A 24,376-nucleotide genomic window follows, 5' to 3' on the forward strand; every position below is an offset into this window, starting at 1 on the left:
CATCCCGTCGCACCGCCGGCTGTATCTGACGGCCACACCGCGGATCTGGGAGGAGCGCCTGAACCGCGAGGTAGCCGAGGGGGTGCGGGACCCGTTGCCGCGCGAGATGGCGGCCTCCATGGATGACGAGAAGGTCTTCGGGCCGGTCCTGTACAAGCTCTCGCTCGCGTCGGCCGTGTCGCGCGGTCTGCTGGCGCGGTATCAGATCATCGTGCTGGAGCTGAAGGACCCGGTCGTCACGCCCGAGCGGCTGATGGGCGAGGAGCGGCACAGCGAGAAGGTGCGCGGTGAGCGCCTCGGAGCCCTCCAGGCTGCGCTCTTGCACACGATGGCGCAGCACGACCTGTCGACCTGCATCAGCTTCCACCACCGGACGATAGAGGCACAGGCGTACGCGGAGGGCCTGGACCGTGTTGCGGCGAAACTGCATGCCGACCGGCCCGGGAAGTACCCGGCGAGGATCTGGGCGGACTGGCTGTGCGGCGAGCACGTCCCGGAGCGCCGGCGGGAGGTGCTGGGCGGCTTCGGTACGACGGCGCGGCGGGCGGTGCTTTCGAATTGTCGCGTTCTGGGGGAAGGCGTCGACATCAGAGCGGTGGATAGTGTCGCTCTTTTGGACCCCAAGGGCGCACCGCATGACATCGTCCAGGCCATCGGTCGGGCTCTCCGTCAGAAGCCGGGTGAGGGGAAGGTCGCTTCTTTGATCGTGCCGGTTTTTCTCCAGCCCGGGGAGAAGCCGGAGGACATGTTCACTTCGGGATCGTACCGGCCCTTGGTGAAGGTCCTTGAGGGTCTGCGCGCTCACGATGAGGAGGCTGTGGAGCTGTTGGCGATTCCTCAGGAGCCGCAGAAGGACGTCGTACAGCCGTCCGGGTATATCGGTCCGGCGCCCGGGGAGGGTGAGGAGGAATCTCGTCTGTTGCTTCGTTTTGCTGCTCCGCGTGATCCGGTGATGGTCGCGGAGTGGGTGTCGTTCAACGTGATCGACACGGAGAAGCAGGACTGGGCGCGTGGCTGGGTGAAGCTCAAGCAGTATGCCGGGCGGGAGGGTCATGCCCGGGTTCCGTACGGGCACAGGGAGGGTGCGTACCCGTTGGGGCAGTGGGTCGCGGAGCAGCGACGGGCGTTCGGGGCGGGGCAGATGAGTGGTCTGCGGGCGAAGCGGCTGGAGAAGTTGGGCATGGTGTGGTCGCCGGTGGATGAGCGGTTCCAGGAGAACCTTCAGGCCGCGCGTGCGTATTACGAGGAGCACTGGACGCTGTGCGCGCCCCGGACCGCGACCATGCTGGACCGGCCGATCGGGCAGTGGCTGTCCAACCTCCGCCGCCCCGGCGCGTTGGAGGGCCGTCCCGCGTGGGAGGAAGCGCTGCGCGAGGTCGATGAGGACTGGAACCCGTCATGGCCCGCCGAGTGGCAACGCCACTACGCGGTGGTACGGGAGATGCTCGCCGAGGAAACCATCCTCGGCTACATCGAACCCGGCGTCACCGTCCACGGCATGGACATCGGCAAATGGCTCGCCAAGCAGCGCAAGCCCGAGGTGTGGGCGGCCCTGACCGACGGGCAACGTGAACGCCTGCAGACCATCGGCGTCATCCCACACGCCTCTGAATTGGAAGGAACCGCTAGGGCCTCCAAGGCTGCCTCTGGCGCGTTCGAACGGGGTGTCGCGGCTCTGACGCAGTACAAAGCGCGAGAGGGTGCCGTGGGGCCTGTCAGCCGCTCTCACATCGAGGTTTTGCCTGATGGGACTCAGGTGAAGCTGGGGGTATTTCTGTCGAACGCGAAATCGAGGCGAGGGAAGCTCGCCGCTGACAGGCTCCGGATGCTGGCTGCGCTTGGACTGGAGTGGGCAGCAGCGAGCATCTGACACTCCCTGGCACCAGAACGTCGCGCCAGGGGGCGGTCACAACGCCATGGTGGTCGAGAGGGCTTGGGGCGGCCCGGCCCGCCTGCTGTCCTGGGTGCGGTGCGGCGTTCGTCGATCGGATTCCCGCGCCCCCATTACCCGATGGACCGATAAGGCGTTCAGGTCTGTGTGCGGGCTGCAGGTCGCGATGCGAGGGCAGGGCAGGCGGGCGTGGGGTTGGTAGACGTGCTGTTCCTGTCTTCCGGCGGAATGGTGGAGTGTTCGAGTTGGCCGGCGGCTGCCGCCGAGGTGGCCTTCGAAGAGTGTCCGCCGCCCCTCGACCAGGGACCACAGCCGGTCCAGGGCTTCGCCGCTTTCCTCCAGAACGACTGGGACGCTGTTGTCAACGGCCTCACCCTGCCCTGGAGCTCCGGCGCCGTCGAAGGTCAGGTCACGCGCATCAAGCTGATCAAGCGCCGGTCATACGGCCGGGCCTCCTTCGCGCTCCTGCGGACCCTCGTCCTCGCTCAGCCTCCATGACCGGGACGGTCTCCTGACCTGGGGTTACCGGGCTAGATGTGACATCCTGCGGTCGTGCTGTTGAGTGATCATGTGAGCAGCGTCGAGCTCTGGCCCCTGCGCTACCAGTTCCCCGCCGCCCCGGGAGACTCGTACGACAACAACTGGCTGGTCATCGGTGGAAAGGTGACGACTCCCCAGGGCATTTGGTCGTTCACTGATCCATGTCTGCTGACCGACGAGGCCCGTGAGGTGACCGCCTGGCTGCGCGCGGTGGCCGCTGAGACAGTGCCCGCGACCGATCGGGATGCCGAAGGCGAGTTGTCTCCGGACACCTGGTTCGTCGAACCGGTTCTTGGCTTCAGCCTCGCCGATCGGAGCGAGGGCGTGGTGGTGATTCGCGTTCACCTGTCCTTGGAGGCTGCGCCTCCATGGCAGCAGGGTGCTGAGAGCGCGGGCATTTACCAGTACGCCGTGGAGGTACGGGCGGATACGGATGCGCTGCTTCACGCCGCTGAGCAGTGGGATCTTGCTCTGGCGTCCTTCCCGCCCCGCTGATCAGCATCGTGTGATGGCGGGCATCACGAAATATCCGCCACAGCCCTGAAATCGGCCAGGGCCGGTCGTCGCCTCACTCGGTCCGACGTTCAACGGGGTGAGGAACTTCAGCGAGCACCCTCGCGTGTCTCTGGCCGGGGCGCCGGGTCGTGTGATTGAGGGAGGTGTGTCGGGCTGTCAGGGGGACCACCGGGGCCCATTCAGCAGCCGTCTACGCTCTCGCCATGCAGCGTAGCGATGTCACGAGGGACGACGGCACGTGGATGGGCCTGTCCCTGGACGTACAGGACCGCCACCAGCCGGGGCTGTGCGTGTTCAGTGCCGGGCCGCAACTGCAGGTCTCCCAGCTGTCGCGGTCTGTATTGCTCGCCGTTGTCGATGAGCAACTCCAGGGCGTGGACTTCTGGCGCACCGATGAGTACCGCTCCTTCGTTCCGCCGTTGCGCGCCGATGCCGGGCGTGCCCTGGCAGGCAGCCCGGAACGCTGGGCTCACCGCTTTGCTCAGTACCTCGTCGACTCGCCGGACAGCCCTCTGCATGAGGGCCGGTGGCTGCTCTCGTGCGACAGCCCCCTCCGGCGTTGGCGCCACGCCGAGACCTCGCATGCCGATTACTGGAGCTCGATGCTCGTCGAAGGGCATCCGGACGGATGCATCGACTGGTTCCTCCATTCCCATTCGTGGGAGGTCCTTCCGCTGCGGCCAATGCCCAATGCTGACGACAGCCGGGTCAGGGCGTACCGCAAGCAGGCCCGTGAAGGGACGCTTCCACCTGTCCTGTTGTGGTGGATAAGTGGCCTTGACTGCCATCTGATCCTGGACGGTCACGCGCGGCTCGCCGCGGCGATCGCCGAATCCGTCGAGCCTCCGCTGCTGCAGTTGCACTGTACGGTGCCGCGCGATGACCTGACCGCGCGCATCAATGAGGCCACGGGCTTCTACGAGGACGAACTGGCACGCTTCGCCGAGCTCCGCACCGTTCATGGCCCCACCGTTCCAGACGGTGCCGCCACCGCTGGCCCACAGCTCGTCCGTCTCCTTCACGACCTGAACACCGCGGAACAGCCGACCTGGGCATGGCCTCTGCCTGGGGGAGAGGACCAGTGGCGTCGTATCGCACGCGAGGTGACAGCCGGCCATGACTGGCCCCACATCTGAGCCCTGCCGAAAGTCGCCCACCGCCGCCGCGCAGCCAAGAGCTCGCGCACCGCGATGAAGGACCACCTTCGAGGTGCGAGCCCTCACGCTTACGCGGACCCTGACGCAAGCCGCTGTCAGTTGGCGGTCCGCGGTCGAGGGCCCCTGCCCCTAGAGCCGACTGGCTATCAGGCAATGTGGGGAGATCCACTGAGCAGGTCTGGGGTCACCGCCGAGCAAGAGGTGGCCGATTTCAAAGAGTGCCATCACCGGGGCCGGTGGGGGTGAAGAGGATCGCGCGGTGGCCGTCGAACTTCTGCTCCGCCGCGAAGCCGCTCGCTAGGACGCCGGAGCCGGGTAGGTACTCGGCGGCCTGGGCGAGCATCGGCTCGAAGGGCGGGGTGAGAACCACTCGGGATGGCCTCCTTCACTGCGCTCCGGGCCCATCCCACAGCCTCCCCTGGTCAGGCGCGTACGGGCTTGTCGATGCGGCCAGAGGGCCCTGCCACATCAGGCTCCAGTGGCTCTGTACACGGGAATGGGAGCCGCTCGTCGACGGCTTCGGGAGTCGCCTCGCGTGTAGCAAGCGTGATCAATGTCGATGAGTTCGGGCGTCACTTGCAGCCCAGCGGGCGTTGTCCGTGCCAGCGCCCAGCTGCCTCGTACGAGCCCGCTACCTTGTTTTGGTCTGAACCCGGTCTTGGTGGGGTCAGCGGGCGAGGGAGACGGCGAAGGGCTTGAAGCCGTGTCGGCGCAGGATGTGGGGCACGACCAGGATCATGGCCTCGGTGGCGCGGGCCGTGGTGATGCCGCCGAGGTCTTCGATCCGTTCGGGCTGCCAGCCGAGGTCGCCGAGCAGGCCGGTGACGGTCTTCTTCGCGTGTTCGTCATCGCCCGAGAGGTAGGCGGTCGGTGGGGTGGCGAGGGTGTCGGGGGCGGTCATGACCATGAAGAGCATGGTGTTGAGGGTCTTGACCACGTGGGTGTCGGGGAGCGCGGCCTGGAGCTTCTCGGCCAGGCTGCTGCCGGGATAGCACAGGTTGCCGGGCAAGCCGTCACCGTCGTCGCGGGTGGCGTTGGAGACGTCGACGAGGATCTTGCCGGCGAGTTCGGTGCGCAGGTCGGTGAGGCGGTCCAGGGAGCTGTCGCCGGGTGTCGCATTGATCACGATGTCCGCGGTGCGGGCGGTGGTGCGCTGGTCGGCGAAGGCGATCCGCGGGGCGGCGGGCGCGGAGGTGCGGGCGGCGGGGTCCTCGGGGCTGCGGCCGCCGAGGGTGACGTGGTGTCCGGCTGCGGAGAGTTTGCCGGCGAGGTTGGCGCCGACGCGGCCGGCGCCCAGGATGCCGATGTGGGTCATGCGGTGATGCTCCTTGCGGTATCGAGTGGGAGGGGTGGGCGGGTATGCACGTACGCAGGTACGTACCTCTGCTCAGGCGATCGGCGAGAGGACCTTGAGGGTGGCGGCGTGGATGCCGGGGGCGGAGGCCAGGAAGTCGCGGCTGGCGGTGTTCCAGGGTTCGCCGGCCAGGTCGGTGACGGTGCCTCCGGCCTCGGAGACCAACAGGGCACCGGCGACCAGGCCGGAGCGGACGTCGGAGAACTGCCAGAACGCGTCCATGCGTCCGGCGGCGACGTGGATGAGCTGCATCGTGGCGGGAACGGACACCCGTACGACCAGGCCGTTGACGAGCATCGCGGTGACGGAGTCGCCGATCCGCCGGAAGGTGCGCTCGTCCTCGCCGGGCTTGGCCTGACCGGTGCCGATGAGCGCGGCGCCCAGGTCGGTCTTGGCGGACACCGTCAGGGGACGGTCGTTGAGGTGGGCGCCGCCGCCGGCGACCGCGGTGTAGGTGTCGCCGGTCAGCGGCAGGTGGACGACGGTGAGTACCGGCTGGTTGTCGCGGACCAGGGTGGCGGTGACGGCCCAGTCGTCCATGCCGTGTACGTGGTTGATGTTGCCCTCGGCGGGGTCGACGACCCACCACTCCCCGGCCGGGAGCGCGCCGCCGGCCAGCTCGTCCTCGGCCCACTGAGACCCCGGCCGGGCCGCCAGCAGCGGTTCCCGCAGTACCTCCAGCACCGCGTCGTCGTTGGCGTGTATCTCGCCGACGACCTCGTCGAGGCTCACGCCCCGGGCGTGCGGGGTGTGACGGTCGCGCAGCGTGGCGCCGGCGGTCTTTACTGCGGCGGTCACGTCGGCGAGGAGCGTCGTACCGGCGGCGAAAGGCATGGCTGTGCTCATGGTGGGCTCCTTGGGGTCGGTCGGACCGGGTTCGGATCGGTCTGATCGGTGTGATCGGGGCGGTTGTCTCGCCCCCGGCACTTCGAAGGTAGGCCGCCCGATCATTAACAACAAGTGCATGCTTGTCACTTGTAGAGTTACTGTCATGCAACTGGACTTGAATCTGCTCACGGCCCTGGACGCCCTGCTGGAAGAGGGCAGTGTCGCCGGCGCCGCAGCACGCCTCCACGTCACCTCACCGGCGATGAGCCGCACCCTGGGCCGCATCCGCAAGGCCACCGGTGATCAGATCCTGGTCCGCACCGGCCGCAGCATGGTCCCCACCACCCGCGCGCTGGCCATGCGCGCCGAGGTCCACGCCCTCGTGCAACAGGCCCACCAACTTCTTTCCGCGCAGCAGGAACTCGACCTGGCGGCTCTGGACCGGGTGTTCACCGTGCGCTGGCACGACGCCCTGACCGCTGCCTGCGGCACCGCCCTGACTACGGCCGTCCACCGCCAGGCCCCCGGTGTCCGGCTGCGCCTGTCCGCCGAACCCGGGACGGACGACGCCGAGCTGCGCCGGGGTGAGATCGACCTCGAATCAAGCTCCAGCCGACCGACGCTCCCCGACATCCGCCACCGCCTCGTCGGCAGAGACCGGCTGGTCGTCGCCGTCCGCCCAGGCCACCCCCTCACCGAAACCCCGATGAGCCTCGAGAGCTACGCGGCCGCCGAACACCTCACCGTCTCGCGGCGCGGAAGCCTGCGCGACCCGATCGACGACGCCCTGACCACGCGCGGCCTCGAACGACGCGTCGTCGCCGCCGGACCCACCGCCGCCTTCGCGCTCCAACTCGCCCTGGGCACCGACCTGGTGGTCACCCTTCCCGACGCGGTCACCCGCACGGCACGGGACCAACTCGGCCTGGTCATGCTGCCGCTGCCACTGCCGTTGCCCGATGTCCCGCTGTACCTGCTGTGGCACCAGCGCTACGACGACGACCGCGCCCACACCTGGCTGCGCGAAACAGCCGCCGAAACCGTCCAGGCACTATTCGCACCACCGACCGCCTCTCAACAGCCCCTCACCAACCGGTCCGGGCAGTGACGGATGCGCCCGGGGAAGGCCCGCGGCAGCTGACTCCCGTTCTCGTGAACACCACCTATTCGCGCGAGCGTGCGACTCCCAATGTCGCGTCAAAACGACGTCGCTACTCGTGTACAAAGCCAAGAGGACCGTCCGGCGGGTGGCTTGTCCATAAGAACGGAACCGTACTCATGGACAAAGCCAGGCGGGCTCACGGCGGCTTCCGCTAGTGCCCCTGACTCATAACGGGAGGGAGCAGCTCGTCGCAGACGGGGCAGTGGGCGGTGCCTTCGAGGACGGATCGGAGCCGGAATCGGCTGACCGTGTCACAGGTGATGTGTCGAGCGGACCACGGCGCCACCGATCCGCGGAACTTGTCGAGCGGGATGAGGCCACGTCCCGCATGCGGGACGTGGCCTCGGGAGCCTGCTTCTGGATGACCCTCCTGGCTTCTCTTCGCACTCTGTCCCGCACGGCCTGGCGCCTCCCTTGGATGCGTCCCCATGCCTGGGCCCACATGGGGAACTTCGCCTCGGGCACCTCACAGGCGATCAGGTACGCGTACAAAGTTCGCTCCGAACCCGGCAGCGACTTGCGCCGGGAGATCCTCTCCGCCGTGCTGCGGGAGAGAGGCGCCCTGGTCTCCTTGTAGCGGCCCTCCGCGCGCCTCTCCATTTCCCTCGTCGAAGGGCGGCCGTCCTGCTCCCAGACCCGGGCGAGCGCGGCGCCGAGTTCGTCGGCGGTGCGCACAAGATCGGGCCGGGGGCCTGTGTGTAGGTGCGTGGCGTGCGGCCGCGACAGAGGTTCACGGCCTTACTCCACAGCGCCTCGGCCTGGGTGTGGTCCAGGACGCAGACGCGGATGTACCCGTCGAGGGTGTCGCGTGCGGGAGGGGTCTTTCCTCCTTCGGCACGCTGGATGGTCGTGATGGAGCATCCGAGCTTGATCGCGAGCTGCTCGCGGGACAGTTCCCTTTTGCAGCGTGCCGCTCGGAGGTACTCGGCCAACTTGCCCAGGCCGTTGACGGCGTTGGCCACCGGGCTCGGTGGCCGGCCCTTCCGGGTCGCCATGGAGCCACCTCCTCTGCCCTCACTCAGCCCTGCGAGGGTGTGGGGGTGTGGGGGTGAGGATGCGCATCGCCGAGGTGCGCAGCCGGTCGGCGATTCCGGTGGCCGCAAGGCGGATCGTGAGGACGCCGATGGCGGCGGAGGCGACGAGCAGGCCGAGGACATTGAGCGGTCGCGTGGGCGAGGCCTCGCCGGTGAGCGCGGTCAGGGCGGCGGCTGTCACCACGATCACGATGATGACGGCGGCGCCGGCGGCGGCGGCGAGAGGCTGCTTGGGGGAGATCGTACGGATGCGGGACATGATGCTTCTCTCTCTGTACCTGCCGCCACAGGGCGGTCATGGGGGTGCCCTCGGGTTGTGAGGGCGTCCGGCTCCAACCGGCTTCATACGTACGGGCGTTTGGCTCGCCACGTTGCGTGAGAGCATCGTGCCACTGAGTAAGACCGTGTCCTATGTGGTGAGGCGGACCAGTCGCTTGAAGCAGCAGAGGGCGGCGGCGAGGCCGAGGAAGGCCAGGTAGTTGCGGGGATGGCGCTCGTAGCGGTGGTTGAGCCGGCGGTAGCCGGTCAGCCAGGACATGGTCCGCTCGATGACCCACCTGCGGCGGCCGAGTCGTTCGCTGGATTCGATGCCCTTGCGGGCGATACGGACCCCGACGCGTTTCCCGCGGAGCCATTTTCGCAGCTCAGGTATGTCGTAGGCCTTGTCGGCATGCAGACGCTGGGGCTTGAAATGACGGCCGCGGTGAGGGTCGTGTCTCGTTTGGTGACCGAGCACCACGGGCTTCAGGGCCTGACTGTCGTGGGTGTTGGCCGCGGTGACGCCGACGACCAGGGGCAGGCCGTTCGCGTCCGACAGGACGTGCATCTTGGAACCCGCCCTGCCGCGGTCCACGGGGCTCGGACCGGTGAGTTCGCCCCCTTTTTCGCCCGCACGTGGGCGGAGTCGAGGACCGCGCGGGACAGGTCGAGCAGGCCGGCGTCGTCCAGGCGGTGCAGGATCTCCTCGTGCAGCCGGCCCCACACCCCGGCACGGGACCAGATCAGGAACCGTCGGTGCGCGGTCGACTTCGAAACCCCGAAACAGGGCGGCAGGGCCCGCCAGGCACAGCCGGACACCAGCACGTAGACGATCGCGGCGAACAGCGTCTCATCAGGCGTGTCCTGCGTCCCACCACCCTGCGGCCGCACCCGCGACGGCGGGATCAGCGGCTTCGCGATCTCCCACAACCCGTCCGGAACCATCCAACTCCACGTACCCCGCCCCATGACGCCCCTAACGACCGCCTCACCACATAGGACACGGTCTTAACGCATGTGGCCCCGCGGGAAGAGGCCGGCGGGGGCCACGTTCACGGCTGGGTCTGCCGTGAAGCCAGCGCGCTGCAGGTCAGGGGGCGGTCGTGGCGGTGACCAGGAGCGTGCCGAGGGCGGCCGGGTCGGGGTTCGGCAGCACCTTCGCGTCGACGGCGGTGAAGGCGTGGCGCTTGAGGATGTCGGCCCACTGCTCGGGCCCGTACTGCCAGCGCCAGACGGTCAGCTCGGTCTCGCGGCCCTCCAGCCACTTCCCGCCCGTCTCCTGCGCACCGTACTGGCCGACGATCGGCTCGCGGTGCGAGAACGCAAAGACGCCGCCAGGCGTGAGGCGTGCGGCGACGCGCGGGAACAGCTCCTCGGGGTCGGTGAACCAGACCGCTCCCCAGGTCGAGTAGATCGCGTCGAACCGGCAGGTGCTCTCGTCGAGGAAGGCGCACGCCTCGGCGTGCACGAACGTGAGCCGGGGCTCGCCGTCCCAGAAGCGCCGGGCACGTTCGACCTGCACGGCCGAGAAGTCCACGGCGGTGACCTCCACCCCCGTGCCGGCGAGGAAGGCCGCGTTCTCGCCCTCCGCCGGCCCGAGGTCCAGGGCGGTGGCGGGGGTGCCGAGGAGTTCGGCGCCGGGCCCGCCGTCGGCGAGCCCGGTCCAGTCGAAAGCCCCGGCCTGGGGCCGGGGCTGGTCTCCCTCTCCCCGATAGGGCTTGTACTTGTCCCAGTACTCGGCCGGGGTGGTGGGCGCGGCGCTGGTCATGAACGGGTCCTCCGGGTACACGGGCCGGACGGCGACAACCGTACGGTGTCCCTCCCCCTCGGCTGGGACGAGGAGGGACACCGCGGGCGAACCGGTCCGTTCAAAGCACGGACATGCCTCAGATCACGCTGTTGAACTTCGTGCCCTCGCCCGCGTACAGCGACGTCGACTGACGGCTGAAGGGGACGGTAGCGTAGCCCGTCGAGCGGTAGACGTACGTGCCGCCCGCCCCGTACGCGATCAGGTCCGGGCGGCCGTCGTTGTCGAGGTCACCCGCGCCGACGAGCTGGGAGAACGCGCCCCAGCCGGCGCCGATCTTCACGCGCGTGGAGAAGCCGCCACTGCCATTGCCCTGGTAGAGCCACAGGACGCCGGAGGTGTCGCGGGCGACCATGTCCCCGGCTGCCGAACCGGCGATGTTCCCGACGGCGGTGAGCTGGTTGTAGATCTGCCAGCCGCCGCCGACCTTCACCCGGGGCGCGAACGGCTTCGTGTAGCTGCCCGTGCCCTTGTAGAACCACAGGACGCCGGCGCTGTCCGTGGCCACCAGGTCGGAACGGCCGTCGCCGTCGAGGTCCGAGCCGCCGGCGAGCTTGTTGTAGATCTGCCAGCCGGTGCCGACCTGCACCCGGGTGGCGAACGTGCCGTCGCCCTTGCCCAGGTAGAGCCACTGCACACCGGAGCCGTCGACCGCGATCAGATCGCCGACGGCGCCGCCGCCGACGTTGCCGACGGCCTCGATCTGCTTGTACGTCTGCCAGCCGGGGCCGATCTTCGTCCGCTGCGCCGGCTTGACCTGGCCGTAGTCCGGACGGTCCCGCAGGTCGTCGCGCCACAGCACGCCGGCTGCGTCCCGGGCGAGGACGTCGGTGGAGCCGTTGTTGGTGTAGTCGTGCGGGTTGTACGTGCGGGTGATGTTCATGAGCCAGCCCTGGTAGGCGGGCTCGCCGGTGCCGTCGAGGAGCGTTGCCTCGGCCTCCACGCCGTACGTGCCGTTCGGCGCATCGACGCCCGCGATGACGCCGTCCCAGTCGAAGGAGAACAGCGTGCCGCTCGCGGGTGCGGCCAGGCGCTTCTTGAACTCCTTGCCGGTGGCGGTGTGCGTGAGCGTGACGTCCAGGTAGGCGTCGGCGCGCGACAGCGTCCAGCCCAGGGTCGCCTTGCCGCCGGTCTGGTCGAGGTTCACCGCGTCGGGGACGTGGACCTGCTCGATCTCCAGCGGGGGCATCACCTGGCCCGTCTCCGCCACCTTGGTGACCATCGGGGTGCCGTCCGCACCGGCCCCGACGCGGAACAGCCCGTCGCCGTCGGCGTCACGGCTGCCACGCAGCACCGCGCTGCCGTCGGCCGAGGGCGCCGACTCCGACGCCGTGACGTCGAGGACGCGAGTCTCGCCGCTGGTCAGGGAGACGGCCTTGGCCGGTGCCCAGTAGGCGCCGTACACCAACCAGTCGCCCACCAGCTCGTAGTACCACTCGTGGAAGCTGTCGCCCAGGACGGTCTTCTTCTCCTCGCCCGTCTTGCGGTCGACGGACGTGACGTACGCCTCGGTGTCGTCCTGGTCGAGCCAGGCCACGTGCGAAGCGGAGAACGTCAGGTGGCCGGAGTCGTTGTTGTATCCGGCCTTGGCGGAGGAGTAGGTCTCGGTCATCGTCCCGGCCGCCACGTCGACCAGGGCCCGGTGGCCGGTGCGCGCGTCCGGCGGGCCCGCCGCGTACCTCACGAGAACGGAGCTTCCGAGGACCGTCGAGCCGCTGATCTCGGTGGCGTCCGCCGGCAGGCCCGTGATCTTTCGGGTGGTCGTGGTGGCGCCGTCCTTGGTGACGACGCGCAGTTCGCTCGTGTCGTCCGCCTTCCGGATGTCCGCGAGGACGCTCGTCGGGCTCAGCACGGCCACGTAGGTGCCGTTCAGCGCGCCGAGGTCGATGTCCACGCCCGGGGCCGCCGGGTCGGCCATGTTCCACAAGGTGATCGACTGCATGGCATCGGGCCAGCTGTCGTCGCCGACGACGGCCACGTCGTTGCCCGCCAGGGCGTAGCCGCCGTCCTTGGGATGCCGGAGCCGCTTCGAGGCTCCTCCGTGGTAGGGCGTCCAGACCAGGTCCGTGATGCTGTCGGCGTCGACGTAGTCGTATGTGAAGAACCCGCTGGTGCCCGCGCCCGCGAGGGAGGAGCCCTCGGGGTAGACGGGAAGCGTGGTGTCGGCCTGCCCGGACGAGGCCGATGTCGTCGCGAGCGCGGCCGGGGCGGTCGCCAGCGTGCCGGCGCCGAGGGCGGTGACCGCGAGGACGGCCGTGACGGCGGTGGCGAGACGGCTGCCGGTGGAACGGAACTGCAAGGTGAAGCCCCCACAAGTCTGAGTCGGACACGGAAATGCCGTGTCCGACTCAGACTCGCGAACAGCTCGAATAGTTGCACGGAAAGCCCGGGGGTTTCGGGTCCCTACCCAGCCGGACAGTCCTCATCAGTCCTCAGCGTGTTATCGAGGCACCCCTCCTCGCGCGGCTGGGGCAGGGAGGGGCACCGTGCGCTAGTCGGGTCCCCGCGGAAAATGCTCGGACTGCCAGCGTGAGGGTCAAACACTCAGGCGGGCCACGGCGTCCTTCAGGACCGTGGCGTTGACGCTGGTGTCGTGGTTCATGACGAGGCCCTGCCGGGGCAGTTCCGCCAGGCGGGCGCGCAGGGCGGTGTGGTCGGCGGCCGGGGGCAGGAGCCCGAACGCGTCGGGGTAGCGGTCCTCGGTGGTCTCGTCGAAGAAGTCGCCGTCCTGCACGCCGCGCGAGATCTCGATCAGCCGCGGGGCGGCATCGTGGGTGATCTGCGGGAAGAGAATTCCGGCCGCGTGGCCCTGGGTGGCGAGCTGGATGGACAGCCAGCTCACGAGCTGGTCAGGCCAGAACTGCGGCTTCAGCTCCTTGCCGGACGACTTCCACAACGGCTCGCGGCCCCCGGCGAGGAGGGCGTCGGTCACCTTCTGGTGCTGGGTGGGGTGCATCTGCTCGCCGGAGGCGAGGCGTTCGCGGGTGGTCTCGACGAGGTCGAGCGCGTCGAGGAGTCCGAAGCCGATCGCGGCGGCGGACGGCCACGGCAGCACCCGCACCGTTCCGGAGTCGTCGACGCGGGCGAAGACGCGGTCGTTGGCGAGCATGGCCGATCCGGCGCGGGCGAGAGTGAAAGCGGTGGTGGTCTTGCCCGCGCCCTTGTCGCCAAGGGTGAGGATCGTGGCTCCGTCCTGGCCGGTGACGGCGGAGGCGTGCAGGACCGCCCAGCCGTCGGCGAGGAGCTGGGCCCGGACGACCTCGCGGGCCAGTCGGGCGGCGGCGGTGGCGACGGCGGTCTCGTCGGTGCCGACGATCCGCAGCAGCTTCCATTCCGCGTCCCACCGGTAGGCGAGACCCTCCGTCGGCTGGACGGCCGTGACCATGGTGTCCTCGCGGACATAGAGCATCTCGGCGCCGGCGTACTCGATCCGCTCGGGCAAGGAGCCGTCGACCACGGCCGTCAGGGCGCGCAGCTCCTCCTCGTCGACGTCGCCGGAGACCACGGGCCCGGCGATGTCCGTGACCGGCGTCGCGGTCCACCAGGCGCCGAAGTAGCGGGCGGCCCAGTCCGGGACGGCGTCACCGACGCTGGTCACGGTGACGGCGTGGCCGTCGGCGGTGGCGATACGTACAGCACTCACGGGTCAGATCTCCTTGTCGAGCTGGGTGTAGGCGGTGTGGAGCTTGTCCGCGGACGCCGCGAGCTGGGCGGCCTCGGAGGAGTCGAGTGGCGGCGGGCACGGGGTCGGCCGCCCGCGGGTGTACTGCACCGGCATGCCGAGCCAGACGCCGCCGTCCTGGCGGGTCGACACCTCGGTGACGCCGTCGTCGAGGCCGAGGGCGTGGGTGAGGGCGGTCAGGACGGCGCCGGCCGGGCCGGAGCGAGTGCGGCCGATCCCGGCGCTGATCCGGCGGGGCCGGGCGGCGAGCTCGTCGCGCACCCGCTGGACCGGAACGGGCGCGGGGCGGCCGTGGACGGTGGTGGTGGAGGCGCAGATGACGGCGGCGTCGCCGTGCTCGCCGATCACGTGCCCGCGTACGGCATCGGGGGGCACGTGCAACAGGCGGGCCAGGGTGAGGCGGTAGCGGGCGGTGTCCGTAGCGGCCCCGACGCCCAGCACCCGCGGGCAGCCGGACACCTCGGCGAACAGGCGCGTCAGGATGTCGACGGGGTTGGTGACCATCACTGCCACGCCCGGGTAGCCGGTGAGCTGCCGGGCGAGAGCCTTGATGAGCGGCGCGTTCGCCGTAAGTCCGGCCATGCGCACATCGGTGGTGGCGGTGTTGGTGAACGTGGCGCGCGGGGAGACCACGACCGCGTCGCAGTCGCAGTCGCAGTCGCAGTCGCAGTCGCCCATGGTGTCCGGGGAGGCGACGGCCACCCGGACCGGTGAGCGGGTGACCTGGGTCAGGTCCTCCAGATCGGTGACGAGTCCGCGGGCGCTGACCTCGGAGCCGGAGGCGACGAGGACCTCGTCGCACCATCCGGAGCGGACGATACGGCTGCGGAGTGGCGCCGAGAAGTTCAGCTCATCCTTCGCGCTTTCTATTAGCCGTGATCACTCACCGTGTCGGCACCACGGAACCTGAGCCAGACCGAAACCGGTGAGCAAGGCCAGCCGGGGCACTTCACCTCGACCGGCCCTGTGGGGTCCCGTCCTGGGACCCGACAAGGGTGGTTCGCGGCTGCTCAGTCCTGGCGGGTGTCCTGGGTGATCCGGCAGGCAATGGCTGCGGCCTGCTCTGGGTGTCTCTCCAGCCATGTGCCGAGGTATTCCCGTACGGCCTGGGAGACGCTGGCGCGCACTGCGGCGCCGCCCAGCATGCCGCGTGTTGAGCCCGAGAACTCCGGCCGGTCCAGCTTCACCGACACGACCGCCGTAAGGCCGTCGCCGATCCGGTCGACGCTGAGATCGGGGGCTGCTTCCGTCAGGAGCCGCCGCTCCCGCAGGTGCGCGTTGACCGCGGCCGCCACGCCGTCGCGGAATCCTGCCATGTGCGTGCCGCCGTTGGGTGTGGGCTCGCTGTTGGCGTAGCTGTGGAGTTGCTCCTCGTGGGAGCCACGCCACCGCAGGGCCACCTCGATCGTCCCGGCGATCCGGGGGTCCTCGCGCTCGAAGCCGATGACGTCTGGGTGAACGGACGCTCCCGCCTGCGCGCCGAGGAAGTCGACGAAGTCACGAGCACCGCCCGGGAAAGAGCACCGCACCGATCGGGACCTGCCCGGGGGGCGTTCGTCGGTCAGCGAGATGTCCAGGCCCCGGTTGAGGAAGGCCAGTTCCCTGAAACGCTCCGCCAGCACCGCGAACGAGCACTGCGCCGTCTCGAAGATGTCGGTGTCGGGCCAGAAGGCGATGGTGGTCCCACTTGCCGTCGTCGGTCCTGCGCTGGTGGGTGCGGTGAGCGCGACGCCGCGGGCGTACTCCTGAACCCAGTGGACGCCCTCGCGTCTCACCTCGGCTGTCAGGCGGCTCGACAAGGCGTTGATGACGCAGGGCCCGACGCCGAAGAGACTCATGGCCACAGCATGGCGGCCGCCTGGCTCCGCCCCCGGGTGCATGTGAGTCAGCAGGGCCTCGAGGCCGGGACGGCCATTGTCCCCGGCGGCCTCGACCGGGACACCTGGTCCGTCGTCGGCGACACGTACACCGCCGTCGGACGTGAGGGTGACATCGACGGCGCTGGCACGCCCGGCCAGGACTTCGTTCACCGCCCGGCAGGCGATTTCGAACACCATCCGGTGCACGCCGCGTTGGCTGGTCGAGCCAACGTACATCCCGGGCCGCATCCGCACGGCTTCCCACCCCTGCAGCACCTGAATGTGGCTGGCGTCGTACGGATTTTCGGCGTCACTCATTAGGCCCCCCAATGGTGTCTCCAGCGGAGCCTCCAGCCTAGGCGGATCTAGGGAAGATGCCAGGTCAGGCCTTATTCGTCGAGGGCGTAGGCGGGCGGGTGGGCGCCTGTTCGGAGGAGGTCTGCCCAGGGATCGCGCGCCGCTGTCGGAGGGCAGCCGGGGGCTTGTGGAGACCGCGCCAGACCCCAATTCCGGCGACCCCGAGGCCCCCGATTCCGATGCGTCACACACCTGCCCGGAACACAGTGGCCGGTCGCTTCATCGCTGGACTCCTCTCGGAGCACGTACATGGCCGGGCGGGCCAACTTGGGGATTGCAGCGGGGCAGTTCGTGGAGACTGGGATGGGTCGCTTGGGAGGCCGGTGTTCAAGCGGCCGATGTTCATGCGGGGGTCGCGGGCCAGGAACTCGCCGGCCCGCTCGGGCCCTCCGTAGGGGGAGAGGTCGGTGGTGACCATGCGCAGCAGGTCCTCGTCGTCTGCGGGCAGGCCGAGCCAGGCCAGGCCGCGGGCGGCGAGGACGGGGTCGGCGGTGCGGGCGAGGAAGCGGTGGGCGAGCAGGCCCTGGGTGGTGGAGGTGCCGAGTTCGAGGACGTCGTGGCAGCCGAGTCCGACGCCGGCGCCGTGCTTGCGGCCGTCGTAGACGATCTCGTCGATCAACGCCTGGCCCTCGGTGGAGGAGGTGAGCCAGTACGCCTCGTCCAGGGGCAGGAGCGTGAAGCGGGGGTCGGTGAACACGGTCTCGCGGGCGATCGCGGCGATCAGGTAGAGCACGGCGCGGCCGATCAGTGCCTCCAGCGGCTGGGAGCGCAGCCGTTCGGGGTTGGTCGCGGCCTCGCGGGGCGGGAGGGTCAGGCCGGTGGTGGTGATGACGACGAAGTCGGAGGCGAGGCCTGCGGCCAGGTCGAGCGGCGGCAGGGTGTGGTCGAAGACAGCTGCCGCGAGCGGCTCGTCGGCCGCGACCCGGAGCCATTCGACGAGCGCAGCCGCGCGCCGGCCGCGGGCGCTGTCTTCCAGGACATCTCCTGAAGGGCGTCCAGGACGAGGGACATCGACGGATAGGGGGCGGCGGCGGCCTGCTTGACCGCGGTTTTCAGCAGGGCGCCGTGCTCGGTCATCGCTCCGACGCCGAGCTGCACGGTCAGATAGGACAGGGCGTAGCGGGCGCCGACGGCCGGGTCGGTGAACACGCGCAGGGGATCGATGGACATGTCGGCGGTGGCGGCGTCGACGACCTGGCAGCGGCCCGGCGCGGCGGAGCGGGCGAAGCGGGCCCACTCGCGGGACTTGGTGCGGTCGATCGCGATCGCCCGGCCGCCGCGGTCGACGACCGATCCCGTGATCAGCTTGAGCAGGGTCGACTTGCCGCCGCCGAGGTCACCGGCGAGCGCGAAGCTGGCGCCGGCGTTGTGGACGGGGGCGTCGGCGATGTTCAGCAGGACCGGGGAGATCGTGCCGATGTCCTGCGAGTAGCCGACCATCGCGCCCGTCGGGTCACCGAAGGCCTGCCCGTGCAGGGCGCCGTGCATCGCCCAGTCCTCCCCCAGTTCGTGCTGGACATACTGGCGGACCGCCGCCGGTGTCACCGCGGCCGGCAGGCCGAGGGTGAAGAGTTCCTCCTGGCCGCCGACCGGGCGCACGAGCCGGTAGTTCGCGCCCTTGAGGCGGGCCTGCAGGGCGGCAGCCCGCTGGTCGCACTCGGCCGGCGTGGTGCCCCAGACGCTCAAGGCGGTCACGGACTGCACCTCGACCTCGACACTGGACCGCGACGCGCGGGCCCCCAGGTCGCCCAGGTCGTCGGCGGCATCGTGCAGAGCATCCGGCAGACCGGTCGCACGGCGGGCGGCGTACTGGTCGGCCTGGTCGACCAGGTCCCGCTTCTTCTTCGTGACCGCGGCGACGACCTTCTCGGAAGCGACGGTCGACAGATCGACGACCCAGTCGACCGCGAACGGCAGCCGGTCCAGCTCCGCGAAGAACTCCGCCCCGGCCGCAGTGAACCGCCGGGGCATCTCCGCCAGCGCCAGGTGCGCCTGGTAGGAGGTGCCGGCCTCGGACTCGACCTGCAGCCAGCGCCGGCCGGCCAGACTCCCGGCCGCCCCGCCACTCCCCCGGCCGCCCCGCCACTCCCCCGCCCTCCCACCCGCCCCCGTCTCGGCTGCGGTGTGCCGGCGTGCTGGCCGCCTTCGAGGAGGCAGGCGTGGCCGAGGTCGGCGTGGGACGGGGAGCGCAGGATCCCGCCCGTCATACGGCTCCCCCACAACGTGGAGCGTTCAGCCTCGCCGAGGAGTTCGGCCTCCAGGCCGCGGCCGACGGCATGCTGGTGCATCCACACGATCTCCGCCGGCGTCGCCCGCCGCAGCTGGATCCCGCCGGTGAGCTGGGCCTCCACCTGCTCGGCCCGCTCCCGGTACTCATCGACCTCGCGGGCCCTCACCGGCGCCGGCGGCAGCCCCAGCAGCCCCGCGAGCTCCGACCACGCCGTCCCGGCCGTCGCCTGCCACTGCCCCCTGCCACCGAGCGCGGGAAGCGGGACGGCCAGCCACACAGTGCGCCGGTGCATGTCCACCGGCTCGTGAAGGTCCTCGCCCGCCAGCAGCCGCAGCTGCGCCTTCGGCGACCTCCGCCCACGCCTCGTGCCGCCGGTAGTCGACGCCGTCCAGAGTTCCGGCGACGACCTCGCCCGCGTCAATCCGGGCACACAGCCCGAGCATCCGGGCACTGCCGGGCAGGGACCGCACCAGAGCGGTGACCTGGGCGGTGATCTGCTCGCGGGTGCGGTCAGGCATGTAGCGGGAGCCGGCCGGAGTGAGGGACCACACGGCCCACACGGTGCCGCTGGTCGACCAGACGAGGTGATCGACGATGTGCCGCAAGGGAAGCTTCATCGGGCTGCTCCCTTCGCCTTCGATCGGTCATGAAGCATCTGCTGCAAGGGAGTGCGAACCGGACCCCCGCCTCCGCCCGCCCGGACCGGGACCGGGACCGGGACCGGGACCGGGACCGGGGCCAGGGCCAGGGCGGCCGGATCGGTGGCGGCCGGACGCCACCGGCGGGCGGGCCGGACAGCCAGGCGGGGACCGGGCCGGCCCTCCGCCCCCGCCGGCTCGACCGGCTCGGTGGGCTCGACCGGCTCGGTGGGCTCGAGCGGCCCGACCGGTTCGGTGGGATCGGTGGTGTGCTCGATCAGGACGGTGCCGGTCAGGTGGTGTGTCCTCGGCGGGCGGGCGGCCCGGCCGCCGATCCGGCCCGCCTTGGGCTGGAGCGCCCGCCGGGCCAGTCCGTAGAGCACCCACACCGGAGCGCGGCCGCCGATCCGCTGGGCACGGGACGCCCACACCAACACGCCGAGGGCGAGGACCGGAACGGGTCCGAGGCCGGACCACCACGAGAACGTCTTGATCAGGACCAGGACGCCGACGGCCGCGATGACGAGCTGGCCGGCGTTGTAGGGGCCGAACCACAGGACGAAGTCGCCCAGCTTGCCCAGGACCCAGGGGTGGGTGCGGGCCTTGGTGTAGTTGCGGCCGACCCGGGGCGCGGGCCCGCCGGGAGTCGCGCTCATGATTGCGCGCCGTCACTTGCCCGCCGGCGCCGTCGGCGTTGAGGCGCCGATGTTGGTGATCTCTTCCTTGAACGCCTGGGACAGCTCGTCGCGGGACTGGTAGAGACCGGCACAGATGACCAGGCCGATCAGGGCGCCGATCCCCGCCTTGACGCTCATCTTGCTGGCCACGGCAATGACGACGGAAATGAGGATGACGACCATCAGGGCCTTCTCACCCCACTCGCCGCCCAGGCTGAGCAGGTGGTCGCCGATCTCCTTGATCGGGGCGGCAAGGACAACAGAAGCGGTGCTCATGGCGGACTCCTTCACAAGAACAGGGGTGAACGGTGGTGAGGGGTCAGGAACGAGGAGCGGCCGAGGCCGCCAGGCCGGTGGCGAGGGAGGCGATCTCCCAGCGGCCGTCGCGTGCGGTGAGCGTGAGCACGTACGCCATCGGCCACGTGCGGCCGGCCACGTCGGTGGCGGTCACCGCCGCGTGGACGCGGGCGGTCGCACCGTCCTGTCCGGCGCCGGCAGGCCGGCCCTGGGAGAGAACCTGGAGGGTCTCCACCTGCGCGAACCGGGCCTCGGGGCGAGCCAGAACCGTCCCCGGCGCGAGGTAGCGCTCGACCGCGCCGCCGGCACCGAGGAACGCGGACAGGAACCCGACCACCGTGTCGGCGAGCGCGGAGTCCTCGATGCGGGCGGTGTAGGGCGAGGCGGGCTCCCGCCCGGCCTGCGGCCCGGCCGCTTCCATCGGCGCCCCAGCCGCGTACGCCCGGCCGTCACCGCTGCCGGTCTCGGTGACGGGAACGGTGAAGAACCGCAGCCCCCGCACCGACTCATCACCCGGTACACCCACGGCGGCGTCCGCGAGGCGGGCGGCTACCGTCACCGCCCACACGCCACTCCCCTGCCGCTCGGTCCGGAGGGCAGCGACCTGTAGGACTGCGACGGGTCGGCGTCCCCACTTCGGGGCCTGAACGCCCGGTGCCAGCAGCCGCAGCTGAGCCATCTCAACGGACGGCTCGGTGGCCGTACCCGACTCCAGCCACACCCCCACCACCATCTCCGCGAACCCGGCGGCCCCGCCACCCTCACCGGCGCCGTCGACAGTCGGCTGCAGGGCAGCGGGACGGGCGACAGCGGCCGGCTTCACCGGCACGGCGGCGGGACGGTCTACCGCGACCAAGAGGGCAGCGGGGCCCGCGGCGAGAGCCGCCCACACCCCGACCCGAATGAGGAACGCCCGCCGTCCGCGTAGAGAGGTGACGCGGGAGCGCGTTGTTGTCGGGCGGGCACCGCGACGGGGTCTCAGCAGAGCGGGCGGAGGCATCCAGGGCTCCTTGAAGAGGTCGGCAACGGCTGATGCCTCACCCTTCGACGGCCCCCTCACCACGGAGCTGACCACCACAAGCCCCAGCCGTCACAAGGCCATAACTCCCCATGGCGAGTCCGGCGGTCAGCAGCCTGTGACCTGCGTGGTATGCGGCCTGCGACCCGCGTGGTAAGCCCGGTGGTGAGTCAGCCCGCAGACCCCGCTCCCCCCTCACCACGGCACGTCACAACCACCCTGTGGCCAGGCGAACGCTCCCCTGCGGGACACACCACACCGCCCACGCAGGCCGACCACCCACACCCCAACCCGGCCCTCCACGGGCTGACCCGCCCAAGGGGGCGGACGCCTCGCACCGGTGCGGGCCGTGCCAAGCCACCGCCAGTGCCAGCGCCACCGCCACCGCCACCGCCAGAGAAGCCGCCTAGCATCGCCGCATGGCGACCTTCGTGCACCTGACACCCGCCGCGCACGCGGAACGGATCCGGCGGAGCGGGATCAAGGCGAACAGTGGGCGGACCGGGGTCTTCCTGTTCCCCGTACTGCCCTCATACACGCTGACCCATCAGTGGCTGCGGGAGCTGGCCCGGCGGCCCGGGCCGCGCGGGATGGCCGCCGTGCATGTGCGGCTGCCGGACGGCGAGCCGGTGACCGTCGGGCGGTACGGGCGGGTCCACGAGGCGGTGACGGCGGCCGATGCGGTGCGCCGGATACGGGAGTTGGGCGACGGGGCGCTGGGGTGGGAGGTGATCCTGCCCCGGGCGGTCGCGCGGAGCGAGGTCCGACAGGTAAGGGCTGTCCGGCAGGTCAGCGGGTGGCGGTACTTCCCCGGGGCCCACGGGACCACGCCCTGCGTCTGCTGTGTCGTACGCGGCGAGTACGGGTCCCGGCGGCTGCGGGAGCGGCGGCCGGACCCCCAGGACGGGCCCGCGCCCGCCTCCCGGGTGCTCCTGGACCGCCTGGAGCGGGCCGAGGCGCGGGCGGACACGGCCGCGCTGTGCGACACGCTCCGGTGGTACGGGCTCCGACGGCGCGGCCCGGTAGCGCGGCTCGCGCCGCTCGCGGGGCACCCGGACGCCGGCGTCAGACAGGCGCTCGCCCGGGCCGTGGCCGGCTGGTCGACGCCTGGTACGGACGGGCTGCTGCGGGAGCTTGCGGGCGACGCGCCGGCCGACGTACGGCAGACCGTGGCCGAGGTTGTCGCCTACCGGCGTACCGAAGCCACCGCCGCCCTCCTCACGGCCCTCGCCCACGACCCCGCCCCCGCCGTACGGGAAGCCTCCGTCGAAGGACTCGTCGCACGCGAGACACCCGAGGCCGATGCCGTCCTGGCGCTCCTCGCGCACGACCCGGACGGGTCCGTACGCGAGGCTGTGGACCTGCTCACGACGCAGTGAGCAGGACCGGATCAGCAGCTGCGGCCAGGGGCCAGCCGTTGACCGTGCCGGCGCGCTCCAGGGCGCCCACCGAGACGGTTCGGGCGGGTTCAGAGAAGAGGGCGACGACGGTCTCGGGGTGATGGGACGTCGCCGCGCCGCTTGCAGGTGGAGTAGGTCTAGGTGACGGACCAGAATCCGGTACACGGTCGAGGCGGAAAGGCCCAGGATCGGGCCGATCCATGCCGGGCCGAGCTTGCGTTCGCAACGCAGCCGGAAGACGCGGGTCTCGACCGCCGGAAGTATGCGGTGCGGAGTCGTCCGCAGTCGGCTGGAACGGTCGAGTCAGGGAAATACCCAGGGCATCACACAGTCGCCGCGTACGGGCGAGGGCACCGAGTGAGGCGGATGACGGAGCAGCGGTTGGCAACGGCAACTCGACATGCCTGAGCCGGTACGCGTACAGGAGCGCCTCCGCCTGCAACGTAGCCGCGGCTCGGGCAGAGACGTCGAGATCACACATCGGCACCAGACGCAGTACACCGTCGTCGAGGTCATGACTGATGAGCATGACAATCCCCGTTCGCGGCTCGGTAGGCGCCCCTGCTCCCCTGTCCCGGGGACGCTCAGGTGCCAGCGGGACAGAGGACGCCTCATCCCATATCGGTGCGTACCGCATGGTTCCACAGAGCCGCGATCACGCCTCAGGGACGTCACGAATGGTGAAAACCTTCCGGCTCTTGGTGAGCGACAGCAGCCGGTCGACTGAAGCACTCGGGGCTTCCAGGACGAACGCAACCCCCATTCGCCTGGCCCGAGCGTTTATCTTCAACAAGACGTTGAGTCCACTGCAGTCACTGAAGGACACTTCGGCCAGGTTCACCAAGAGACGTCCAGAGCCGGTGCCCAGGGCCAGGACGAGTGCCTGGTGGAGATCGGGCGCTCCCTGGATATCGATCTCCCCGCGCACCAGGACCCGACCGCGGCCGGTCTCATCCGGGGCGAGCCGGATGACCAGTTGCTCTGTAGCGATCTCGCCTCGCGGTGCGCTGCCACCGGCGACCACGGCGACCACCGGGGCCGTCACGCTGCGCGTCATGTGCGCAGCGTGTACCGACAGATGCACAGGGCCCGGCCCTGGCCGTCGATAGGCAGCCGTCCCGTTGAACGTGCGCCGGAGCTTGTCCGGTCCCGGTCGCAACAGGACGGCAGGAAGCCCCTCGTCACGCCTCTGCGCTGCGTCCATCTCCCTCACCCGCCACGGTGTCGGATGCGTAGGCGACGTCGCCATCCAGGTCCCTGAACAGCTTCAGCAGGCCAGTGATCTCATGGCGCGCCTCTGCCGGGTGACGGAAGTGGGTACCACGGATGATTCGGTAGTGATTGCGGCGCCCGATCCGCGACCTTCTCACGTAACCGGCCTTCTCCAGATCGCCGAGGACCGACTGCACGGCCCGCTCAGTCAACCCGCTGGCCACAGCCAGGTCCCTCACACGCGCATCGGCGTCACGCGAGATCATCAGCAAGACGCGAGCGTGATGCGTGAGAAACGTCCAGCTGCTCCGAGGATCCTGCACCTCTTCCGCCACGCATCCATTAAAGAACCATATGTCCGGTATTCGCAAGCATGAATCCGGATTCACGATAGGCAGAACATGGGTCAGCTAGGACCTGTCCGGTCGATCACGGTCTGGGCTGCTCCCGGGATGCGAG

At 70.2% G+C, this 24,376-nt stretch carries 24 protein-coding genes and 1 pseudogene; 6 read left to right on the forward strand and 19 right to left on the reverse strand.

Annotated features, from left to right (window positions below; all coding sequences use genetic code 11):
* The 4 genes from ACN9M0_RS00005 to ACN9M0_RS00020 all read left to right on the forward strand — a co-directional run.
* Nucleotides 1-1,870: Helicase associated domain protein (locus ACN9M0_RS00005; RefSeq protein WP_426402783.1), on the forward strand; the 1,870-nt coding region annotated here is incomplete at its 5' end.
* Between the two features lie 288 nt (nt 1,871-2,158).
* Nucleotides 2,159-2,389, forward strand: coding sequence for a transposase (locus tag ACN9M0_RS00010; protein WP_426402784.1), 231 nt, complete (start codon nt 2,159-2,161; stop codon nt 2,387-2,389).
* Nucleotides 2,390-2,443: 54 nt separating this feature from the next.
* On the forward strand, nt 2,444-2,926 hold the full coding sequence (locus ACN9M0_RS00015; protein ID WP_426402785.1) for a WapI family immunity protein: 483 nt from the start codon (nt 2,444-2,446) through the stop codon (nt 2,924-2,926).
* Between the two features lie 224 nt (nt 2,927-3,150).
* Complete coding sequence (locus ACN9M0_RS00020; protein ID WP_366042644.1) at nt 3,151-4,083, forward strand: hypothetical protein; 933 nt, start codon at nt 3,151-3,153, stop codon at nt 4,081-4,083.
* A gap of 232 nt (nt 4,084-4,315) precedes the next feature.
* Here ACN9M0_RS00020 and ACN9M0_RS00025 read toward each other — a convergent pair whose 3' ends face one another.
* The 3 genes from ACN9M0_RS00025 to ACN9M0_RS00035 all read right to left on the reverse strand — a co-directional run bounded on the left by ACN9M0_RS00025 (nt 4,316) and on the right by ACN9M0_RS00035 (nt 6,304).
* A complete protein-coding gene (locus tag ACN9M0_RS00025) occupies nt 4,316-4,474 on the reverse strand; it encodes a hypothetical protein (protein WP_426402786.1) in 159 nt (52 codons plus the stop codon).
* Between the two features lie 297 nt (nt 4,475-4,771).
* The gene (locus ACN9M0_RS00030) at nt 4,772-5,419 is read right to left on the reverse strand and encodes an NADPH-dependent F420 reductase (protein WP_426402787.1); all 648 of its coding nucleotides are present in this window, start codon (nt 5,417-5,419) and stop codon (nt 4,772-4,774) included.
* A gap of 72 nt (nt 5,420-5,491) precedes the next feature.
* Complete coding sequence (locus tag ACN9M0_RS00035) at nt 5,492-6,304, reverse strand: inositol monophosphatase family protein (protein ID WP_426402788.1); 813 nt, start codon at nt 6,302-6,304, stop codon at nt 5,492-5,494.
* Nucleotides 6,305-6,449: 145 nt separating this feature from the next.
* On the opposite strand from ACN9M0_RS00035, the gene ACN9M0_RS00040 reads away from it, so the two are divergent.
* Entirely contained in the window at nt 6,450-7,394 is a 945-nt protein-coding gene (locus tag ACN9M0_RS00040) for a LysR family transcriptional regulator (RefSeq protein ID WP_366042641.1), read from the forward strand.
* A 530-nt stretch (nt 7,395-7,924) separates the two neighbouring features.
* Here ACN9M0_RS00040 and ACN9M0_RS00045 read toward each other — a convergent pair.
* The 13 genes from ACN9M0_RS00045 to ACN9M0_RS00105 form a co-directional block, all read right to left on the reverse strand.
* Complete coding sequence (locus ACN9M0_RS00045; RefSeq protein ID WP_399702135.1) at nt 7,925-8,443, reverse strand: multiprotein-bridging factor 1 family protein; 519 nt, start codon at nt 8,441-8,443, stop codon at nt 7,925-7,927.
* A gap of 19 nt (nt 8,444-8,462) precedes the next feature.
* Nucleotides 8,463-8,741, reverse strand: coding sequence for a hypothetical protein (locus tag ACN9M0_RS00050; RefSeq protein ID WP_426402789.1), 279 nt, complete (start codon nt 8,739-8,741; stop codon nt 8,463-8,465).
* Between the two features lie 150 nt (nt 8,742-8,891).
* Nucleotides 8,892-9,709, reverse strand: a protein-coding gene (locus ACN9M0_RS00055) for an IS5 family transposase (RefSeq protein ID WP_426402790.1) whose coding sequence is annotated in 2 segments (ribosomal slippage) — nt 8,892-9,367 and nt 9,367-9,709 — 819 coding nt in all. Because the reading frame shifts where the segments join, the coding sequence is not laid out codon by codon here.
* 121 nt (nt 9,710-9,830) lie between these two features.
* Nucleotides 9,831-10,508 carry a class I SAM-dependent methyltransferase gene (locus ACN9M0_RS00060; RefSeq protein ID WP_426402791.1) on the reverse strand — a complete coding sequence of 226 codons (678 nt, stop codon included), beginning with the start codon at nt 10,506-10,508 and terminating at the stop codon, nt 9,831-9,833.
* 118 nt (nt 10,509-10,626) lie between these two features.
* On the reverse strand, nt 10,627-12,846 hold the full coding sequence (locus tag ACN9M0_RS00065; RefSeq protein ID WP_426402792.1) for an FG-GAP repeat domain-containing protein: 2,220 nt from the start codon (nt 12,844-12,846) through the stop codon (nt 10,627-10,629).
* A gap of 237 nt (nt 12,847-13,083) precedes the next feature.
* Nucleotides 13,084-14,190 carry a hypothetical protein gene (locus tag ACN9M0_RS00070; protein WP_426402793.1) on the reverse strand — a complete coding sequence of 369 codons (1,107 nt, stop codon included), beginning with the start codon at nt 14,188-14,190 and terminating at the stop codon, nt 13,084-13,086.
* 3 nt (nt 14,191-14,193) lie between these two features.
* Complete coding sequence (locus ACN9M0_RS00075) at nt 14,194-14,931, reverse strand: lactate dehydrogenase (RefSeq protein ID WP_366042549.1); 738 nt, start codon at nt 14,929-14,931, stop codon at nt 14,194-14,196.
* A 308-nt stretch (nt 14,932-15,239) separates the two neighbouring features.
* The gene (locus ACN9M0_RS00080) at nt 15,240-16,406 is read right to left on the reverse strand and encodes a DNA gyrase subunit B (protein WP_426402794.1); all 1,167 of its coding nucleotides are present in this window, start codon (nt 16,404-16,406) and stop codon (nt 15,240-15,242) included.
* A gap of 223 nt (nt 16,407-16,629) precedes the next feature.
* Nucleotides 16,630-17,322: an ATP-binding protein gene (locus tag ACN9M0_RS00085; protein WP_426405260.1), complete on the reverse strand. Its 693-nt coding sequence runs from the start codon at nt 17,320-17,322 to the stop codon at nt 16,630-16,632.
* Complete coding sequence (locus ACN9M0_RS00090) at nt 17,256-18,416, reverse strand: ATP-binding protein (protein ID WP_426402795.1); 1,161 nt, start codon at nt 18,414-18,416, stop codon at nt 17,256-17,258. The genes ACN9M0_RS00085 and ACN9M0_RS00090 overlap by 67 nt, the downstream gene beginning before the upstream one ends.
* Before the next feature lie 872 nt (nt 18,417-19,288).
* Complete coding sequence (locus ACN9M0_RS00095) at nt 19,289-19,969, reverse strand: hypothetical protein (protein WP_426402796.1); 681 nt, start codon at nt 19,967-19,969, stop codon at nt 19,289-19,291.
* A 12-nt stretch (nt 19,970-19,981) separates the two neighbouring features.
* On the reverse strand, nt 19,982-20,266 hold the full coding sequence (locus tag ACN9M0_RS00100) for a hypothetical protein (protein WP_426402797.1): 285 nt from the start codon (nt 20,264-20,266) through the stop codon (nt 19,982-19,984).
* Nucleotides 20,267-20,309: 43 nt separating this feature from the next.
* Nucleotides 20,310-20,846, reverse strand: coding sequence for a hypothetical protein (locus ACN9M0_RS00105; protein WP_426402798.1), 537 nt, complete (start codon nt 20,844-20,846; stop codon nt 20,310-20,312).
* Between the two features lie 878 nt (nt 20,847-21,724).
* Between ACN9M0_RS00105 and ACN9M0_RS00110 the strand changes: the two genes are divergently transcribed.
* Nucleotides 21,725-22,684 (forward strand): HEAT repeat domain-containing protein, encoded by a 960-nt coding sequence (locus tag ACN9M0_RS00110; protein ID WP_426402799.1) that lies wholly within the window; start codon nt 21,725-21,727, stop codon nt 22,682-22,684.
* 162 nt (nt 22,685-22,846) lie between these two features.
* Here ACN9M0_RS00110 and ACN9M0_RS00115 read toward each other — a convergent pair.
* The 3 genes and pseudogenes from ACN9M0_RS00115 to ACN9M0_RS00125 form a co-directional block, all read right to left on the reverse strand.
* A pseudogene (locus ACN9M0_RS00115) lies at nt 22,847-23,005 on the reverse strand (IS481 family transposase); the annotation flags it as partial.
* A gap of 355 nt (nt 23,006-23,360) precedes the next feature.
* On the reverse strand, nt 23,361-23,762 hold the full coding sequence (locus tag ACN9M0_RS00120; protein ID WP_366042611.1) for an STAS domain-containing protein: 402 nt from the start codon (nt 23,760-23,762) through the stop codon (nt 23,361-23,363).
* Nucleotides 23,763-23,886: 124 nt separating this feature from the next.
* The gene (locus ACN9M0_RS00125; RefSeq protein WP_366042612.1) at nt 23,887-24,252 is read right to left on the reverse strand and encodes a helix-turn-helix transcriptional regulator; all 366 of its coding nucleotides are present in this window, start codon (nt 24,250-24,252) and stop codon (nt 23,887-23,889) included.
* Nucleotides 24,253-24,376 lie beyond the last annotated feature (124 nt).

Source organism: Streptomyces sp. R-07, from assembly GCF_049913175.1.
Classification (GTDB): Bacteria; Actinomycetota; Actinomycetes; order Streptomycetales; family Streptomycetaceae; genus Streptomyces.